At 50.7% G+C, this 19,729-nt stretch carries 18 protein-coding genes; all 18 read left to right on the forward strand.

The window, feature by feature from the left end; translation table 11 throughout:
• Position 1: 1 nt before the first annotated feature.
• The 18 genes from ACIFQN_RS25420 (at position 2) to ACIFQN_RS25505 (ending at position 19,722) form a co-directional block, all read left to right on the forward strand.
• A complete protein-coding gene (locus ACIFQN_RS25420; RefSeq protein ID WP_429835822.1) occupies positions 2–1,273 on the forward strand; it encodes a 4Fe-4S dicluster domain-containing protein in 1,272 nt (423 codons plus the stop codon).
• A complete protein-coding gene (locus tag ACIFQN_RS25425; RefSeq protein WP_429835823.1) occupies positions 1,273–1,992 on the forward strand; it encodes a (Fe-S)-binding protein in 720 nt (239 codons plus the stop codon). The genes ACIFQN_RS25420 and ACIFQN_RS25425 overlap by 1 nt, the downstream gene beginning before the upstream one ends.
• 19 nt (positions 1,993–2,011) lie before the next feature.
• Positions 2,012–3,967 (forward strand): FAD-dependent oxidoreductase, encoded by a 1,956-nt coding sequence (locus ACIFQN_RS25430; RefSeq protein ID WP_429835824.1) that lies wholly within the window; start codon positions 2,012–2,014, stop codon positions 3,965–3,967.
• 13 nt (positions 3,968–3,980) lie between these two features.
• Entirely contained in the window at positions 3,981–5,741 is a 1,761-nt protein-coding gene (locus ACIFQN_RS25435) for a sigma 54-interacting transcriptional regulator (RefSeq protein ID WP_429835825.1), read from the forward strand.
• A 114-nt stretch (positions 5,742–5,855) separates the two neighbouring features.
• On the forward strand, positions 5,856–6,938 hold the full coding sequence (locus ACIFQN_RS25440; RefSeq protein ID WP_429835826.1) for an aromatic ring-hydroxylating oxygenase subunit alpha: 1,083 nt from the start codon (positions 5,856–5,858) through the stop codon (positions 6,936–6,938).
• 109 nt (positions 6,939–7,047) lie between these two features.
• Positions 7,048–8,460, forward strand: coding sequence for an amino acid permease (locus tag ACIFQN_RS25445; protein WP_429835827.1), 1,413 nt, complete (start codon positions 7,048–7,050; stop codon positions 8,458–8,460).
• 20 nt (positions 8,461–8,480) lie between these two features.
• Positions 8,481–9,662, forward strand: a complete 1,182-nt coding sequence (locus ACIFQN_RS25450) for a M20 peptidase aminoacylase family protein (RefSeq protein ID WP_429835828.1) — start codon at positions 8,481–8,483, stop codon at positions 9,660–9,662.
• The gene (locus ACIFQN_RS25455; RefSeq protein ID WP_429835829.1) at positions 9,649–10,515 is read left to right on the forward strand and encodes a GNAT family N-acetyltransferase; all 867 of its coding nucleotides are present in this window, start codon (positions 9,649–9,651) and stop codon (positions 10,513–10,515) included. Before ACIFQN_RS25450 ends, ACIFQN_RS25455 begins: the two co-directional genes overlap by 14 nt.
• Before the next feature lies 1 nt (position 10,516).
• Complete coding sequence (gene menC / locus ACIFQN_RS25460) at positions 10,517–11,629, forward strand: o-succinylbenzoate synthase (RefSeq protein WP_429835830.1); 1,113 nt, start codon at positions 10,517–10,519, stop codon at positions 11,627–11,629.
• A gap of 180 nt (positions 11,630–11,809) precedes the next feature.
• Entirely contained in the window at positions 11,810–12,115 is a 306-nt protein-coding gene (locus tag ACIFQN_RS25465; protein WP_429835831.1) for an arginase family protein, read from the forward strand.
• A gap of 236 nt (positions 12,116–12,351) precedes the next feature.
• On the forward strand, positions 12,352–13,203 hold the full coding sequence (locus ACIFQN_RS25470) for a 3-hydroxyacyl-CoA dehydrogenase family protein (RefSeq protein ID WP_429835832.1): 852 nt from the start codon (positions 12,352–12,354) through the stop codon (positions 13,201–13,203).
• A gap of 5 nt (positions 13,204–13,208) precedes the next feature.
• Positions 13,209–13,976, forward strand: a complete 768-nt coding sequence (locus ACIFQN_RS25475; RefSeq protein ID WP_429835833.1) for an IclR family transcriptional regulator — start codon at positions 13,209–13,211, stop codon at positions 13,974–13,976.
• A gap of 52 nt (positions 13,977–14,028) precedes the next feature.
• Positions 14,029–14,730, forward strand: a complete 702-nt coding sequence (locus tag ACIFQN_RS25480) for a CoA transferase subunit A (RefSeq protein ID WP_429835834.1) — start codon at positions 14,029–14,031, stop codon at positions 14,728–14,730.
• Positions 14,727–15,389 (forward strand): 3-oxoacid CoA-transferase subunit B, encoded by a 663-nt coding sequence (locus tag ACIFQN_RS25485; protein WP_429835835.1) that lies wholly within the window; start codon positions 14,727–14,729, stop codon positions 15,387–15,389. The genes ACIFQN_RS25480 and ACIFQN_RS25485 overlap by 4 nt, the downstream gene beginning before the upstream one ends.
• 49 nt (positions 15,390–15,438) lie before the next feature.
• Positions 15,439–16,215 carry an enoyl-CoA hydratase/isomerase family protein gene (locus ACIFQN_RS25490; RefSeq protein WP_429835836.1) on the forward strand — a complete coding sequence of 259 codons (777 nt, stop codon included), beginning with the start codon at positions 15,439–15,441 and terminating at the stop codon, positions 16,213–16,215.
• Positions 16,216–16,235: 20 nt separating this feature from the next.
• The gene (locus tag ACIFQN_RS25495) at positions 16,236–17,384 is read left to right on the forward strand and encodes an acyl-CoA dehydrogenase family protein (protein WP_429835837.1); all 1,149 of its coding nucleotides are present in this window, start codon (positions 16,236–16,238) and stop codon (positions 17,382–17,384) included.
• Between the two features lie 134 nt (positions 17,385–17,518).
• Positions 17,519–18,712, forward strand: coding sequence for a thiolase family protein (locus ACIFQN_RS25500; protein ID WP_429835838.1), 1,194 nt, complete (start codon positions 17,519–17,521; stop codon positions 18,710–18,712).
• A gap of 17 nt (positions 18,713–18,729) precedes the next feature.
• Complete coding sequence (locus tag ACIFQN_RS25505) at positions 18,730–19,722, forward strand: hydroxyacid dehydrogenase (RefSeq protein ID WP_429835839.1); 993 nt, start codon at positions 18,730–18,732, stop codon at positions 19,720–19,722.
• The last annotated feature ends 7 nt before the right edge of the window (positions 19,723–19,729 follow it).

Raw genomic sequence — 19,729 nt, forward strand, 5'->3', positions numbered from 1 at the left:
CGTGGAGATCTATCGCGATACCTTTTGGGCAGTGCCGCTTGGCGTTCAAATTCTTTTATATGCCGCAAGCGCAATCAGCCTGTTTCTATTCGGATATGGATTTTACCGCCGCTACCAGCTCTGGAAAAAAGGTAGACCATCTTCTCTCACATGGAAAAGGGTGAAAACGGTACTGTTGGAGCGGGTCTCTGCCATCATCAGCCAGAAGCGGATCCGAGAGGAAAAAAAGAGCGGCCGCATGCACATGCTTCTGAGTGCTGGGATGGTTGTCCTTTTTATCGGAACGGTACTCGTCTTTTTCGATTACGATTTAGGGCTTCCTATTTTGCGGGGATGGTTCTACCTTCTCTACGAGCTGACATTGGATTTGTTTGGCGTGCTGTTCGTAATTGGCGTAGGGTTGGCCATCGTCAACCGGCTGCCGCTGGGCAAAATCGCCCGTCTGCGGACCACAACGGCCGACCGCGTCATGCTTCTTCTCATGCTTGTGATTGGGATCAGCGGTTTCGTGCTGGAAGCGATTCGGCTGGCCATCACTACTCCCAGTCATGGCGGCTGGTCGTTCGTAGGGTTTTCGCTTGCCGCGCTCCTGCAGGCGTGGGGGGTGGGGCCGTCTTCGGAACCACTTTATGTAGGGATGTGGGTGTTTCATATGATCGTTGCCCTCGCGCTGATCGCAATGATCCCTTTTACAAAATTGCTGCATATTTTTGTGGCGCCGATCAATATCATTCTGACCGGACCGCTCACGGAAACGGACGTGAATCCGGCATTCAATCTCGCAAACCAGTCGATGGAGGAAGTAGCGGCAGGCAATCTGGGCTTGGGCGGGAGGATGCCAAAAGATTTTACATTCTCCCAGCTCTTGAGCTTGGACGCCTGTACGGAGTGCGGCCGCTGTGATGAGGTTTGTCCGGCAGCAGGGAGCGGAAAGCCGCTTGCACCGCGAAGCATCGTGATGAAGCTGCGTGATCAGATGCACCAGCCGGATCAGCAGCTCGCAGGCTTCAGCGAGGAGGAACTCCTGTCCTGCACCACGTGCGGGGCGTGCATGGAGAGATGCCCAGTCTCCATCAGGCATGTGCCCATGATTGTCTCGCTCCGCCAGGGACTGATCGCTGAAAACGCGCTGGAACCGGAGATGGAGCACACCTTATCCAATCTGCAAAACTACCATAATCCGTGGGGAAATCCCGGCTACACACGAACGGATTGGACGAAGGGGCTTTCAGTCACAGTCGCAGCAGCGGAAAAAGAGGAGGAGGTCGGTTGATGGAAATCCTTTATTGGACAGGGTGCGCGCCTGCCTTTGATCCACGTGCAAGAGATATTGCCAGGGCAATCGTTCGCGTGCTGCAGAAAGCGAAGGTCGACTTTGCCATTCTGGGCAAAGAGGAGCGCTGTACAGGCGATTTGGCCCGCCGCGCTGGAGATGAAGCGCTGTTTCAAGAATTGGCCATTCACAACATCAAGACACTGCGCGAGCACCGCGCAAAGAAAATTCTCACCGCGTGCCCGCACTGTTTTACCTGCATCGGCAAAGAGTACCAGATGTTCGGGGGCGATTTTGAAGTCGTCCATCACAGCCAATACTTGTGGCAGCTGATTGAGGAAGGGAGATTGACGCTGACGAGGCAGCTGGAGAAATCAATCACCTACCACGATCCGTGCTATTTGGGCAGACATAACGGAGTATTCGAAGAACCGCGAAAAGTGCTCCAAGCAGCTGGTGGCGCTCCGGTAACGGAAATGCCGCGAAACAAAGAGAAAAGCTTCTGCTGCGGGGCTGGCGGCGCCGCGATCTGGGGCGGAAACAGGCAAGGGGAAAAAATCAACACCATCCGCGTCGAGGAAGCTGTCGCGACAGGAGCGGAAGTCGTCGCCAGCGGCTGTCCGTTTTGCACGATCATGCTGGAAGAAGGGGTCAATCTGACGGGAAAACAAATGGTGGTCAAGGACATAGCGGAAATCATCGACGAACATACCGATTGAGACGAGGGGGAACAGCGAAATGGACCAATTTCAATTTTTGTTTACACCTGTAAGAGTGGGAAATCTCATTTTGCAAAACCGGATCATGAGCACAGGTCACATGACTACGTTCGTGGAGGACCGTTTGCCAAACGACCGATTGATCGCCTATCATGAGGAACGGGCAAAAGGGGGAGCGGGGCTGATTGTCATGGAAGCCAACGCGATTCATCCCACCGCCTATTTCACGGCAGACACGCTGGTTGCCTATACGGATGAGATCGTCCCGTACTATCATCAGTTGGCGGATGCCGTCCATAAATACGGAACCAAGATGTTTGTCCAGTTGTTTCATCCGGGAAGGGAAGTGAACGAATCGGGCCCTCCGGGATTTCCTGGCGTCGCTCCGTCAGCGATCCCCACCGCCCGGTTTAAAAACATGCCCAAAGAACTAGAAACAGAAGAAATCGAAGAAATCATCGACGGATACGCTTCGGCTGCGCGACGCGTCAAAGATGGCGGGTTGGACGGCGTCGAGCTGGTGGCATCGCATGGCTATTTGTTCAACCAGTTCTGGTCGCAGGGAACCAATCTCCGCGAGGACGAATACGGGGGCAGTTTTGAAGGGAGAATGCGGTTTACCATAGAAGTCATTCAGCGGGTTCGGGAATCAGTCGGTGACGACTTTGTCGTCGGCATGCGGCTCTCCGGAGACGATTTGGCTGAACAGGGATTGGCGACTGACGAAATCCTGCAGATTTGCGAGTACATCGAAGAGAACGCGGGATTGGATTATTTCAATATCACCGGGGGACACTCGTCGACCGAGACGGCTGCCGTCTTTATCGCGCCGCCTGCCCCTGTCGAACCCGGCGTTTTCGCTCCGGTCTCCGGACAGTTTAAAACACAGTTGAAAACGCCGATCTTCATGAATTTGCGGGTGAACGATCCGGTTATCGCGGACAAGATTCTGGCCAATGGGCAGGCTGATGTGGTGGGAATGACGCGGGCGCTGATCTGTGACCCGCATATGCCGAATAAAGCGAATCAGGGAAAAATGGAGCAAATCCGATACTGCATCGGATGCAATCAGGCCTGTATCGGACACATGGAGCTGGGTCTGCCGATCAGTTGCATCCAAAACCCGGTCACCGGACGGGAACTTCAATACGCGGAGCTTCCCCGGGCGGAAAAATCGAAGAAAGTAATGGTGATCGGCGGCGGTCCCGCCGGTATGAAGTGCGCGGTGGTCGCCGCCCAGCGGGGGCATGAAGTTCATTTGTACGAAAGAGAGGGCGAACTGGGCGGGCTTGTCCGCACCGCGATCAAAGCGCCGAACCGCAGCGAATTCGGTGATTTGATTCTAAACCTAAAGCGTGAACTGAACTTCTCCGGCGTGCACGTCCATCTCCATTCGGCGGTGGACAAGTCGGTCGTCACCGATGCAAATCCCGATGCGGTCGTCTTGGCGGTAGGCAGCGATCCCTACTACCCGCAGATCGGTGGAATCGACCAAGGCAACATCTATTCCGTCGAGGATGTGCTGAATGGTCTGGTTGACCCGGGACAGCGTGTCGTCGTGTACGACTGGAAAGGGGATTGGGCAGGTGTCGGTGTTGCGGAATATCTGGCCGATCAGGGCAAAGAGGTAGAAATCGTGTCAGGCACGCATATCGTCGGCGAAAAATTGCAAAAATATCTGCTTGACGTGTATCTCGGTAATTTGTACAGCAAACAGGTGAAAATGACGCCTCATTACCGTATACAAGAAGTGAACGGAAGTTCCATCGTATTTTATAATATATTCAACTATGAACTTTATGCCATTGATGGTGTGGATGGCGTAGTGATGTCGACCGGCTACATCCAGCGAACCGATCTGTACTATCAATTGAAAGAGCTGGGCAAGGAAATCTACCGGATCGGCGATTGCCTGGCTCCCCGCACGGCCGAAAACGCCATTTTGGAAGGATTTGAATTGGCAGCCAAACTGTAAAGAGGTGAGAAGTATGAACCTGCTTGGGAATGCGATACGGGAAGAAGTCGTCATCCTCGATGGAAATGTGCCGGCTATTGAAGCCGGATGGGGACTGGCTAACAGAAAAGCCGCTGCGGCTCTCGTCCGAGACGGAAACGGTACATTTCTTGGAGTGATTACGACTGAAACCATCTTGCAAGCCATGCTGGAGCAGCGGGAAGACACTCCTCTCGCCGCTCTTCCGCTGCAAAAAGCAAAGTGCATGCAAATGGAAGAGTGGCAGTCGTTGGCAGAGTATGAGGTGGAACACCTCTACCGTGACGCTACACATTCCTGTCTTTTGATGGAGGGAGAGAAGCCTGTCCGGTTCCTGGCAAAAGTGGAAATGGCTGAGCGTCTCCACCATATGCTGCGATCCGGAAAAGCAGAACTGCAGCTCATTTTTGACCACTCATTTGATGAGATCTATGTTGCCGACGGAAGCGGCGTTACTTTGTACGTCAATCAAGCGTGCCAGCGGACCACCGGTAAACCTCCCGCCTACTATATCGGGAAAAGCTGTTTCGAACTGGAACAAGAAGGCGACATCATCCACTCGGTGAATCCGAAAGTGATTGAAACGAAGAAAACCCAAACAGGTAAAATCATCGTGAACGGAAAACAGTTTATTGTAACCGCCAACCCCGTTCTGGATGAGCAAGGGGAGCTTTACCGGATTATCAGCAACGTCAGGGACGTCACCGAGCTTGTGGAGCTGCAGAAACGCCTGGAAGAAGCGGAAGAGCTGATCGGCTATTACCGGGATGAATTAAACCAGTTGCGCAGCGGCAAAACGGATGGCAAGGAGATCATCGCATCCAGCAAGGTCATGACCGATATTTTGCAGCTTGCCCAAAAGATCGCGGCTGTCGATTCCACAGTTCTTCTTTTGGGGGAGACAGGGGTCGGGAAAGGAGCCCTCGCCAAGCATATTCACGATCACAGCCTGCGCAAGGATGAGCCCTTTGTGCATATCAACTGTGGAGCGATCCCCGGTAATCTGCTTGAGTCTGAATTGTTCGGGTATGAAGGGGGGGCATTTACAGGCGCGGAAAGACGGGGGAAGACCGGTCTGGTTGAGTCGGCTGCCAAAGGAACGTTGTTTTTAGATGAAATCGCTGAAATTCCGCCATCTCTGCAGGTGAAGATCCTCCAGGTGATCCAGGAAAAGAGGTTCACGAAAGTAGGGGGGAAACGTCCAATCGAAGCGGATGTGCGGATCATCGCAGCTACCCATCGCGATTTGAAACAGATGGTGAAGACCGGGGATTTTCGCGAAGACTTGTATTACCGCATTCACGTGATCCCGATCCAGATCCCGGCCATCCGCTATCGCCCGGAAGATTGCCAACTGATGATCGAACATTTTTTGCAGGATTACAATGGCAGATTCGGCCGAAACGTCCGATTGGATACGGATGCGCTTCCACCTCTTCTCGCCTATCATTGGCCCGGAAATGTGAGGGAGATTGAAAATCTGATGGAACGGTTGGTCGTCACGGTGGAACGCAACAGAATCGGAGTCGAGGATTTGCCTGACTATATTCGGCATACCGCATATTCCGGTGAAAAGGCGGTGTCGGTCAAACAGCTTGTCCCGATCAGGGAAGCGGTGGAAGAAGTGGAGAAGCAAATCGTGCAGCTCGCCTGGAAACAATATCGGACATCGAGGAAAGTGGCCCGTATTCTGGGAATCAATCAAGCGACCGTCTTGCGCAAAATGCAGAAGTATCAAATCGGGGAAGCGGATTGAACAAATCGGTGAGCCTGCATCACGCCATTTTTGTTTATTTTACACATATGTTTTCAGAACATTTCTATTATAAAATGAATTCACAACATTACCCGATGAGAGGAGGGATTGGCATTGCCGCACACAGATGTGAGAGTTAGCGAAAAATTAAGTGAGGCATTCACCCTGCCGGCATGGCTGTATACAAATCCGGACGTTCTGGAAGTGGAGAAAAAGAAGATCTTCAGCAAGACCTGGCAGTATGTCGGACATGTCACGCAAGTGCAGCGACCTGGCGACTATATTACGGCAGAGGTTGCCGACAAGCCGATCATTGTCGCGAGGGGGAACGACGGGGTCGTCAGAGCGTTTTACAATGTATGTACCCATCGTGGCTCAAAGCTGGTCGAGGGGGAAGGCAACAAAAGCGTGTTCACCTGTCCGTACCATGCCTGGACATTCCACGCAGACGGCCAACTCAACAAGGCCCCCAACATGAAGGGTGTTGAACATTTCGATCACAAGGATTTTTGCCTGAAACAGATACGCTTGGAAATCCAGGCGTCCTTTATCTTCGTCAATCTCGATCCTAACGCAAAGCAGATGGCAGAGGTATTCGGGGGTCTTTTTGAAGGCTTTGAGAAGCTTCATCTGGAAAATTTGAAAAAGGTTAGAGTGGTCGAGACTGTTTGCCGATCGAACTGGAAAGTGGGAATCGATAATTACCTGGAATGCGATCACTGTCCGCTGGTCCATAAATCATTGATGAAAAAGGTAAACATGGACAGCTATGAAGTCAGCATTATGGAAAAGTATGTCTACCAAGGTGTCCCACTCAAAGGGATCACAGGAGATCAATATGAATTGGGAAAAGGCGGCCGATATTACTGGCTGTATCCGAATATGTGGTTTTCCTTTGACCCGGGACCAGCAAATTTGTCGATCCACCAATCGATTCCGATTGACCACAAAACAACCAAGTACGTGTATACGACGTTCTTGATGAACGAGACGATGACCAAAGAAGAAGAAGATTTGTTCGCCATAGACCTCGACGTTCGCAAAGAAGACCTCGATATTTGCGAATTGGTACAGAAAGGTTTGGATACCGGCGCCTATACGCAAGGCAGATTTTCGCTGACGGAAAACTGCGTGCATCATTTCCACTTGATTGTCCAGGAAGCATTGCAAGAAGTCTTGCCATTGCCGGCCAAGTGAGAAAAGGCCATCCATCCTCTCCGCGGAACAACCAGCGGGGAGGATTTCGGATAGGTACAAGCCTTTGGTTGAAAGCGCTTACAAAAGATGGTTAATGTGGGGGGATCTTATGTCAACAGAGCAAGGAAACGGCGGGCAATTGAAGCGTTCAATGAAAAGCAGGCACTTGTTCATGCTTTCTCTAGGGGGAACAATCGGTACCGGGCTTTTCTTAAGTTCAGGCTATACGATTGGCGAGGCTGGACCAGGGGGAGCTATTATTGCCTACCTTGTAGCTGGTCTTCTGATGTACCTCGTTATGGTCTGCCTCGGTGAATTATCGTTGGTGATGCCCGTTTCCGGTTCCTTTCAGGCTCACGCAACCAAGTTTATTGGTCCAGCCACAGGATTTACGGTAGGGTGGGTCTATTGGATGAGCTGGGGCACCACGGTAGGCTCAGAGTTTACGGCAGCCGGCATCCTGATGCAAAGATGGTTTCCAGATACACCCGTTTGGATTTGGAGTGCGCTATTTGTCGTTTTGCTCTTTTCATTAAATGCACTCACCACGAGAGCATTTGCGGAGACGGAGTATTGGTTTGCAGGTATTAAGGTTGTTGCTGTCATTTTATTTATCATCGTAGGTGGAGCCGCTATTTTCGGGTTCATGAGCATGGCAGATCGGCCTACACCATTTCTCTCCAATTTCACTGGTGAGGGGGGGCTCTTCCCCAATGGATTTACCGGCGTATTCATTACCATGATGACCGTCGTATACGCATTTCAAGGTTCGGAAGTCTTTGGTGTTGCCGCAGGGGAGACGGAAGAACCAGAAAAAAATATCCCCAGATCAATCAGAAACATCGTCTTTCGCCTGTTGCTCTTCTATGTGGCGGCCATGTTTGTTTTGGCGGCGATCGTCCCCTGGAAGGAAGCCGGTTTGATGGAAAGCCCGTTTGTCACTGTGTTCGATATGGTTGGCATCCCTTATGCTGCAGATATTATGAATTTTGTTATCTTGACAGCTCTTTTGTCGGTAGGAAATTCAGGTCTTTTTGTCAGTACACGCATTCTCTACTCGATGTCGCAAAAAGGAATGGCACACTCAGTTTTTTCAAAGTTGACGAAAAGAGGAGTTCCGTTGTATGCGCTGCTTGTCACGCTGGGCTATGCGCTGTTGTCCTTACTGTCTAGCCTGATCGCACCCGAAACAGTATTCATTCTGCTGTATTCTGTCGCTGCAATTGGGGGTACGGTTGCTTGGGCCGTCATCGCATGGGCACAGTACAATTTCCGCAAGCAATATATCCGCGGCGGCGGAAAGGTGGAGGACTTAAAGTTCGCCGTCCCCTTCTTCCCGATCGTTCCCATCCTGTGTATTCTCATGTGCATGTTCATCTTTGGATTTACCGTGTATGACCCGACACAGCGCACCTCATTCTTCATCGGGATTGGTTTTATGCTCGCATGCTATCTGTATTACTATTTCAGATATGGACGAAAAAAGTTGAATCAATCTACGGATGAAATCATCGTCAGTTAATCAATCATAAGGAGTTACCGATGAGTACTTTAACGCCAATCGATTATTTGAATCAAAACCAAGAGCGCATTATTCAAACATATCGTGATCTACATGAACTGGCAGAGCCAAGCTGGGAAGAAAAAAGGACCTCGGACTACTTGCTTCATCGTTTAGAGGAAGTTGGTTATTCCGTTCAACAATTTGAAGGTCACTACGGTCTGATTGCACAGATTGAAGGAGAGACGAGTGATGTAGTGGCCCTGCGAGCGGATATGGACGCTCTTGTGCAAGATGTGGATGGAGTGGTGAAAGCGAACCATTCTTGTGGCCACGATGCGCACAGCACGATGGTTTTGCATACGGCGATAGCCCTGGCCTCGGGCAACTTACGGCCTTACAAAACAGTTCGATTTATTTTTCAACCAGCGGAAGAAAAGGGTGAGGGAGCACTGCAATTGATTACGGACGGGGCACTGAACAATGTGAAAATGTTGTTGGGAGTACATCTGCGTCCCGTAATGGAAGTCCCTTATGGTAAAGCTGCTCCAGCGATATTACATGGTGCTTCCACATCGATTCGAGGAGTGATCAAGGGACTGCAAGCTCATGCGGCCCGGCCGCAAAACGGAAAAAATCCGATAGAAGCTGCATCGTTCCTCATTCAAGCCCTCCAAGGGATCCGCCTTCAAGCAGGCGACCCTTTCTCTGTGAAGATGACACAATTGCATGCTGGCGGGGAGAGCTCTAATATCATTCCGGATAAAGCCACATTTACATTAGACATGCGTGCCCAAACGAATGAAGGAATGGCTGAGTTAAAGGAGAAAACCGTCCACACGATGGAAACGGTTGCCGCATTAACAGGTACCAGCATCGAATGGGAAAGCGATGGGTACTCTCCTGCCGCAACATTGAATGACAAGATGATCAAGCTGGCAGCTGGTGCGATCGCCAAGGTACTAGGACCCGAAAACCTGGCAGAATCGTGCGTCACTCAAGGTGGGGAAGATTTCCACTTTTATGCGCTGGAAAATCCTGATCTTTCAGCGACGATGATCGGTCTAGGCAGTGATTTAAGGCCGGGACTTCACCATCCCCATATGTCATTTCGATTGGATGCACTCGTCTACGGAACGAAAATTTTGACTACCGCGTTACTGGAAGCAGCCATTTCTTCACCGAGTGAAAGGAAAGGAGATCTATTCATTGGAGAAAATTGAAATGGCACCATGTCTCTCCATTCGGCTCATCGATTCCATTGGAGAATTGACTGAGGTCAGAGACCTTGAAAAACTCATCTGGGGAGACGATGACCCGGTTCCTGTGTCTCATGCAGTAACAGCAGTGAAAAATGGAGGCATGGTTCTCGGTGCCTACATCGGGGATCAACTCATTGGATTTCAGTACAGCTTTGCCGGATTTAACGGCCAAAAGACGTATCTCTGCTCGCATACCCTTGGTATTCATCCAAATTTCAGGATCAGTGGAATCGGAGAGAAATTAAAGCTGGCACAACGCATAGAGGCGATCAAAAAAGGATACGACCTGATTACATGGACCTTTGATCCTTTGGAAACGGTTAACGCTAACTTGAATATGAAAAAGCTGGGGGGTATTTGCTCTACGTATATCGAGAATTGTTATGGAGAAATGACGGATATCCTGAATGCAGGAGTTCCATCAGACAGGTTTCTAGTGGAGTGGTGGATTCAAGACGACCATGTCATTCAGAAGCTTTCGAATCATAGATGGAATCAGGACCATTTACTGGGGCATCTGAACGTGATCAGGAGTGAAATAAATGATGACGGGTTCCCAGTTCCAGTGAAGGTTGATTGTAATTTGGACCAGCGCTCCGATCGGTTGTTCGTTCCTGTTCCTGGAGGTTTTCAAAAGATAAAGGATCATGATTTGGATTTGGCTGTCCTGTGGCGTATGAAAACGCGAGCAGCTTTTATCTACTATTTTCAAAAAGGCTGGAAAGTGATTGATTTTATCAAGAGTGAATCTTCGAATAAAGACGACCGAGACACTGTTCACTATTATGTAATGCAAAAAAAGAGGAGGGGATAAAATGGAACTGAAGCACATCGTATTGCGTCATGTAAAAATGCAATTGTTACACCCTTTTACCACAAGTTTAGGCACGGACTACGATAAAGATTTTATTTTGGTAGAAATAAAGTCAAAGAGCGGCATATCAGGCTGGGCGGAGTCTGTAGCAGCATTAGATCCTCTTTATAAAGAAGAAACAGTAAAAACCAACTGGCATATCATGGAGGATTTTTTAATCCCTCTGCTTTTCCGAGAGCCGATCAAGCATCCGGATGAAGTCTCCGAGCGATTTGCACATATCCGAGGAAATTACATGGCCAAATCTGCATTGGAAGGCGCGATTTGGGATCTGTACGCGAAACAGAAAGGAATTCCACTGGCAAAAGCATTAGGTGGACAAAAAGAGAAGATAGAGGTAGGCATAAGCATCGGAATCCAAGAAACTGTCGATCAGCTGCTTCGTCTGATTGAACGAAATCTCGAGCAAGGCTATAAACGGATGAAAGTCAAAATTCAGCCTGGTTGGGATGTTGATGTAATCGCACAAGTGAGAAGACGGTTTCCGGATATTCCATTGATGGCTGATGCGAACAGCGCATATTCCTTGAAAGATATTGATCGTTTAGCAGCTCTGGATGAGTATAACCTGACGATGATTGAGCAGCCGTTGGCACACGACGATATTGTTGATCATGCACAGTTGCAGGCGAGATTAAAGACCCCGATTTGCCTGGATGAAAGCATTCACTCCGTGGATGACGTCCGGAAAGCCATCCATTTGGGAAGCTGCAAAGTCATCAACATAAAGATTGGGCGTGTTGGTGGGCTGACAGAGGCGAAAAAGATTCACGATATGTGTGAAGTTCATCAAATCCCTGTCTGGTGCGGTGGGATGCTGGAATCAGGGATAGGAAGAGCGCACAATGTGGCGATTACGACATTGCCAAACTTTCTTTTGCCGGGAGATACGGCTGCATCCTCGAGGTACTGGAAGGAGGACATTATTGATCCAGAGGTAGCGGTAGACAATGGAATGATAACCGTCCCAAGTACACCGGGGATCGGGTATGAACCAAATCGTGAGCGAATTGAAGAAAGAACCTTGATTAGTAAATTATATCGGGCTGAATAATTTTTGATAAACGAAAAAAGAGAATGCTAATCGATCTGCCTGATACCACACGCCCCCAGTAATTTGGGGGCTCTACTTATAAACTTTCGGAAGGGGAAGTTAACATGAAAACGGTTGACCAGATGATCCAGAAAAATATCATTTGGGCCGGACTAAATCGCTCCAGCATCGGGATGGAAGATGCGGACGTCGTTGTTTTCGGGATTCCTTATCCGTGAAATCACCTACACCAATCCGCCTACAACGGAGCATTGGGAAGATCTTTCGGAATGCAACGTGTTGGATTTGGGGGATGTCTCCGGGGAACAAAGGGATGAAATGTTTCGGTATGCCGAAGAGACCGCCTACTCCATCGTAAAGGCGGGCAAATTGTTAACCATGCTTGGCGGGGACCACTCCACGACGATTCCTGTACTGCGCGGAATCAACCGGGCACTGGATAAACCGTTTGGGATCGTCCACATCGATGCCCATTTTGATCACTGAGGATGGCTATGAATTGCTGACGCCATTGAAGCGTGATCTTTGGATTTTGTAAGATCGAAGGCGGGCATAGCTCGCCTTTTTGCATTCTAGCGGGACTTGGAAAAAGTGTATAGGGCGGGGCCAGTCTTTCGCAGTCATTTTTGTTCAATCTATACATAGCATTTGAACAGAGAAAATCAGATGATAAAGACAGAATTTTTCACCATTTCACTTCGCAACTGGAAAGGGGAACGCGAATGCAAAACTTTGCTGTTATCGGCTCAGGAACGATGGGCAGAGGGATCGCTTATGTAGCAGCGCTGGGAGGCTTTCGTGTGCATGTGCAGGACGTGCACAGCGAGGCTGTAGAAAAAGCTCAAGTCCATATCGAGAAAGAGCTGAAAAAAAGTGCGGAGCGGGGCTTTATCACCTCCGACGAAGCCAGTCAGGCGATAGAAAATCTTTTTTACACGACCAATATGGAAGAGGCCGTGCAAGAGGCGGACATCGTCATAGAAGCTGCGTTTGAATTAATGGAAGTAAAGGTCGGAATATTTAAACAACTAGATGAGCTTTGCCCGCCACATACGATTCTCGCCACTAACACCTCTACCATGAGTCCGACTGAAATTGCGGCTCAGACCAAGAGAGCGGATAAATGTGTAGCGATGCACTTCTTCAATCCTGTTCACAAAATGAAGCTGATTGAGATCGTGCGCGGGCTGGACACATCCGATGAGACAGTATGGATGGCTCAAAAAGTGTCTGCCAGATTGGGCAAGGAAACGGTCGAGGTGAACGAATTCCCGGGTTTTGTCACGAGCCGGATGAATTGCCTGATCGGGAATGAAGCGATGAACATGCTCATGGAAGGAGTCGCTTCGGCAGCCGACATCGACAAGGCGATGAAGCTCGGGTTAAACCATCCGATGGGACCGCTGGAGCTTGCTGACTTGGTTGGACTGGATACGCGGCTGCGCAATATGGAGTACTTGTACAAAACACTCGGGGAAAAATACCGTCCTTGCCCGATCTTGATCAAATATGTCAAAGCGGGGCGATTGGGCCGCAAATCAGGCATCGGGTTTTACGATTACAGCGGGCAGTAGCAGCTATGAACCAAAGTGTGGGGAAGGCTCTCAAGCTGCTGCAGTACTTTAGTCTGGAACGGCCTAAGCTGTCGCTCGCAGAAATCGCGAAAATGTCTGGCCTATCAAAGCCGACTGCCTATCGTTTTTTAAAAGCTTTGGAGGAAGAAGGTTTCATTACCCGCAGCAGCCTCGCGCACGAAGACAGACTTTACCAATTGGGGCTTCGCTTGCTTGCGTTAGGCAATTTGGTCCAAGAGCAGATCGAGGTAAGAAAATTGGCTCTGCCGCACATGGCAAGGCTGAGAGACGAACTGGACGAAGTCATCCATCTGGTAGTCCGCGAGCGGAGAGAGGCCGTATATGTAGAACGGGTCGAGACGGACCGTCCGATGAGGCTGTTTACGCGTATCGGTCTGCGCACGCCACTCTACGCGGGCTCAGGTCCACGACTGTTATTTGCGTACATGAGACGAGAAGAGCAAGAAGAAATGCTGCGCCAGCTCACATTGGCTCCCTATACGGATGCAACGATTACAGATGCTAGCGAACTGCGGCAAGTACTGCATGAGATTCGCGAGCGCGGGTATTCCGTTAGCTACGGCGAGTACGTGACAGGCACGCTGGGCATCTCGGCACCGATCCGGGACCATACGGAGAAGGTGATAGCCTCGTTGACGATTGCGATACCGGGGGATACCTTTCAGCCGGAAAAAACGGAACATCTCATCAAACGGATCAGGGAGACGGCAAAAGATATCTCACGCGAATGCGGATCTATGTACATGAACTGAAATGGCATTTCAATAATTGAAACGATTTGTAGCAGGAAGGGAGGTTAGCGTGATGAGCATGGAAACAGAGGTGAAAAAGTGGAGGACAGTTGAAGAAGCCGTAGCTTTGATCGAGGACGGAGACTCGTTACTCGTTGGAGGTTTTGGTTTATGCGGTTCTCCCTTCACACTCATTGACGCAATAGCCGTACAAGACAAGGCGCGAAATCTTACAGTGATCAGCAATAATTTGGGCGAGCCGGGAAAAGGGCTAGGCAAGCTATTGCTCTCAGGGCACTTGAAAAAAGCAGTGGGCTCGTACTTCACCTCCAACCGGGATGCCGTCAAGGCGTGGAAAAATGGAGAGCTGGAAATTGAGCTGATTCCACAGGGAACCTTGGCAGAGGCAGTGCGGGCGGGCGGCGCCGGGATTGCTGGATTTTACATCAAGACGGGCGTCGGAACACAACTGGCGGACGGTAAAGAAGAACGAGTTTTTCGGGGCGAGCGGTACATTTTGATCGAGGGTATTCGGGCACGGGTCGCTCTGATCAAGGCGTGGAAGGCGGACAAGATGGGGAATCTCGTCTACTCGCGGACCGCGCGCAATTTTAACCCGATGATGGCGACAGCGGCTGATTTGGTCATTGCCGAGGTGGATGAGGTGGTAGAGGTAGGCGAGCTGGATGCAGAGTCGATTGTGACGCCACACAACTACGTCGATATCATCGTTTCCAGTCGTTATCGCAAAGTTGGGGGTGAGTACGCCAAATGAAAAGTCATCCTGATCGCGTGCGGATTGCCAAACGGATTGCCCAAGAGCTGCAAGCAGGTACGGTAGTGAATTTGGGGGTAGGTATTCCCACCTTGATTCCTGATTATTTACGGACGGACCAACATGTATTTTTGCAATCGGAAAATGGCTTGCTGGGCATGGGTCCGACACCGCCACCGGATGAAATCGATATGGATCTCATCAGTGCCAGTAAGCATCCCGTTACGCTGGGACCCGGTGCTTCGCTATTCTCCAGTGCTGACTCCTTTGTAATGATTCGCGGCGGACATGTGGATGTCGCAGTGCTCGGAGCGCTTCAGATCAGCGAACGTGGGGAGATAGCAAACTGGGCGGTGCCAGGAGAAGACATTCTCGGAGTTGGCGGAGCGATGGATCTCGTGCCTGGGGCAAAGCGGATTATTATTGCGATCACGCATGTATCCAAGGATGGTCAGCCCAAGCTGGTGCAAGAGCTCACCTACCCGACGAGCGGGATTCGCTGCGCGGAAATGATCGTGACCGAAAAGGGCGTTTTCGTCGTGGAAGATGGCCGGATGTTTTTGACGGAAATCGCAGAGGGCAGCACATTAGAGGACATTCGACAGACTACGGGAGCACGGTTTGAGCTGGCAAAAGATTTGAAAACGATGGTGTATTAAAGGACGTTAAACCGGCTGGATTCGCGTAATTGGCAAAGGAGGCATGGAGATGGGCTTTCAAAACATTGTGGCACAAAAGGAAGAGGGCATCGGTCTGATTGTGATCAACCGTCCCGAGGTGCGAAATGCGCTAGACCTGTTCACACTGGGAGAGATAGAGAATGCGCTCGCCGAGTGGCGATACGACGAAGAGGTGCGGGCAGTCATTTTCACGGGTGCTGGTGAAAAGTCGTTTGCGGCAGGAGCAGATATCGCCCAGCTTCAAAAGCGGACGATGACAGAAGCGCTGATGCCCAATATGACGGCAACCTACCTAATCATAGAGGAATTCGAAAAGCCAACGATTGCAGCAATTAATGGCTTCGCGCTGGGTGGAGGCTTTGAGCTTGCCCTGGCCTGCGATATACGCATCGCTTCCGAACAGGCAAAAATGGGTCTGCCCGAGTTGAATTTGGCGATTATACCAGGCGCAGGTGGAACGCAGCGACTTTGCCGGATTATCGGCAAAGGCAGAGCGATGGAGCTGATTTTGACAGGGGATGTGCTCACTGCCGAAAAAGCAGAGCGGATTGGTCTGATCAGCAAAGCCGTATCGCCAGAAGAGCTGCTGCCACAAGCAAGAGAATACGCCAAGAAAATAGCGGCAAAGGGACCTTTGGCAGTTCGGTTGGCAAAAGCAGTTGTGAATAAGGGGGCAGATATCGATATGGGTACGGCACTGTTCCTAGAAAAGCTGGCGCAAACCATTTTAATGGGGACCGAAGACAAGCTGGAAGGCACACAGGCGTTTTTGGACAAACGCACACCTGAATTTCAAGGAAAATAACACGATAGGAGCGATCCGACATGGATTTTACTTTTTCCGAAGACATTGAACTATTGCGCAAGGCAGTTAGAGATTTTGTTCTGAATGAAGTAGAGAAGGTTGCTATGGAAATTGAAGAGACAGATGAAATTCCGAATCATATCGCCCGGCTTTCCAAAGAGATGGGGTTGTTCGGCTTGAGCATCCCGGAAGAGTACGGCGGTCTTGGGCTGGACATGGTCGGCAAATGCGCCATCTACGAGGAATTGGGCAAAACCCACAATGGCTACACTACGCTGATCGGTGCCCATACCGGAATCGGTAGCGTCGGGATTGTTGAGCTCGGGACAGCGGAGCAAAAGCAGAAATACTTGCCGAAAATGGCGAGTGGCGAATGGATCGGGGCGTTTGCCCTGACGGAGCCGAGCGCTGGCTCTAATGCCGCCAACTTGAAAACGACTGCGGTGAAAAAAGGTGATCGCTATATCATCAACGGCTCGAAGCATTACATCACCAATGCCGTTTGCGGCAACATTTTCACGGTAATGGCTGTAACGGATCCGACAAAAGGGGCCAAAGGAATCACCTCCTTTATCGTGGAAAAGAACTTCCCAGGCTTCAAGTTAGGGGCAGTAGAGCGCAAGATGGGGCTGCGCGGTTCGCATTCAGCCGAGCTGTTTTTCGAGGACATGGAAGTGCCGGAGGAAAATGTTCTGGGCGCCGAGGGCAGTGGATACGTCAACGCACTGAAAATATTGGCGAATGGCCGCGCCGGATTGGCAGCCCGGAACTTGGGATCTTGCCAGAAGCTGCTTGAGATGAGCATGGATTATGCGCTCCAGCGGGTTCAGTTTGGTAAGCCGATTTTTGAACAGCAAGCAGTGCAGCATATGCTCAGCGATATGGCGATGGAAATTGAGGTATTGCGTGCCATGACCTATCGTGTGGCCTGGATGGGAGACAAAGAAATGCGTGTGGTCAAAGAGGCGGCGATGGCAAAGCTGTACGGCTCTGAAGTATACAATCGCGTGGCTGATCTGGCTGTACAAATTCACGGAGGCATCGGCTACATGCGGGATTATCCGATTGAGCGATTCTACCGCGATGCTCGCATCACGAAAATTTATGAGGGAACGACCCAAATCCAAAAGAATATCATTGCCGCAGAATTAAAGCGGGAATTTTCTTAACGTATAGGAATTTATAAGCGAGAGCGCTTATGAATTCTGGAGCGCATAAAAACTTTCCACTAAAACGCGGTCGTTCTTCGGCGAGCAGGCCTCGATAGAGGTTTTTTTAACAAAAATAATGGGAGGGATTGTGGATGCGCAATGTAGTGATCGTTGATGGCGTACGTACCGCGATAGGGCGGATGGGCGGCGCGTTAAAAGACGTTGAGGTTGAATTTCTGGCGGCAAAAGTGATGGGTGAGGTAGTGAAACGGACAGGATTGGAGAAAGAGGCGATCGATCAGGTAATCTGGGGTCACACCAAGCAAAGCTCAGACAATCCGAATGTCGCTCGATTGGCAGCGCTCAGGGCGGGCCTGCCGATCAGTGTGCCAGGCTATACGGTTCACCGTCAATGCGCATCGGGGCTGCAGGCGATCAACAGCGCGGCACAGGAGATCATGTCCGGTCTCTCTGATGTAGTGCTGGCGGGTGGCGCTGAAAGCATGAGCACAGCTCCATACTATTTACGCAAAGCACGTTACGGCTACGAAGCGGGGAACGCTGAGCTGGTAGACTCGAATACGGAAAGCCAGCCGCGCGCGCAACCAATGGAAGTATACGGTCATCTGACTATGGGATTGACCGCAGAAAACTTGGCGGTAAAATACGAAATTAGCCGCGAGGAGCAGGACGAGTTTGCTTTGGCTAGTCAGGAGAAGGCGGCTGCAGCCATTTCCGCAGGCAAGTTTGAGAGTGAGATTGTACCCTATGAGTTGAAAAAGAAGAAAGAAACCATCCTCTTTATGCAGGACGAACATCCGCGGCTCACTTCGTTTGATAAACTGGCGGAGCTGAAGCCTGTCTTTAAACAAGCGGGCACGGTGACGGCGGGTAACTCCAGCGGCCGTAATGACGGTGCATCTGCCTTGCTCGTGATGGCGGAAGATGAAGCAATAAGACGCGGGCTGAAACCACGGATGCGTATCATAGCACAAGCATCGGCCGGCGTTTCCCCGGAAATCATGGGCATCGGTCCCGCACCATCGACACGAAAGGCACTGAAGCAGGCAGGGCTTACACTAGACGATATCGATTTGATCGAATTAAACGAGGCGTTTGCTGCTCAGGCGCTGGCGTGTGTCAAGGAGCTGTGCATTGATCAGAAAAAGCTCAATGTAAATGGCGGCGCGATCGCATTAGGTCATCCGTTGGGCGGTACGGGCGCGATTCTCGTAACCAAGCTGATGAACGAGCTGGAACGGCGGGGCGGTCGGTACGGTCTGGTGACACTATGCATCGGAGGCGGTCAAGGAACAACAACGATCTTTGAGAACTTACGCGTATAAAGGGTGGGGTTGACCAGATGACTAGACCTAAAGTTCTACAAATTTTATCCATGTACCACGAGGCGGGGGAAGAAATCTTGCATGAAGGCGCAGAAGTGATTCGTACCGATCGAGTCGATGAGGAGCATTTGCGCGAGCTTGTGCGTGATGTGGATGGAATTGTCCTGCGGGCTCCTGCCAAGATCACCCGGGAAATCATTGATGCGGCAGCACGGGTGAAGGTCATCTCCGGCGCAGGAGTCGGTCTGGATAACATTGATGTCGCTTATGCAACCGAAAAGCGCATCCCCGTCCTGCACGCTCCATCCGTCAATGCTATTTCAACGGCTGAGCACGCTGTCACCTTGATTATGGCACTGGGGAAATCACTCCTGCCGTTTCATAAAGAGATGAGTCAGGGCAACTACGCCTCCCGTACCGAGTTGAAGACGTACGAGCTAAAGGGCAAGCGAGTAGGGATCGTAGGCTTTGGCAGCATCGCTAAAGAAGTGGCACGGCGCGTCAAGCTGGGACTCGCCATGGACGTCATCGTCTGGGTGAGAGAATACGACAAAAACAAGCATGGACTCGCAGAAGAACTGGGTCTTGAGATAACAACCGACCTGGACCGGGTCTTCTCCGAGTCTGATTTTGTCAGCCTGCATATTCCGCTGCAGAAACAGACCAGAGGGGTAATCAACCGTCACCACTTCTCATTGATGAAGCCGACCGCCTATCTTATTAATACGGCCCGCGGCGGTGTAGTGAACCAAGAGGATCTATATGAAGCGCTGAAAAATGGAGAAATCGCTGGGGCAGGGCTGGATGTATTCGAGCCTGAACCGCCACAGCCAGATCTGCCTCTCCTGTCACTGCCCAATGTCATCGTCACACCGCATGTGGGCGGAACCACAGTGGAGTGCAACTACATCATGGCGACGACCGTAGCCAAAAACGTCCTGCGTGTGCTTAACGGGGAGAGACCGGAATTTATCGGTAACCCAGATGTACTCGATTCGATCAACCAATAGGAGGTGC

It is taken from the genome of Brevibacillus sp. NRS-1366 (assembly GCF_050467985.1).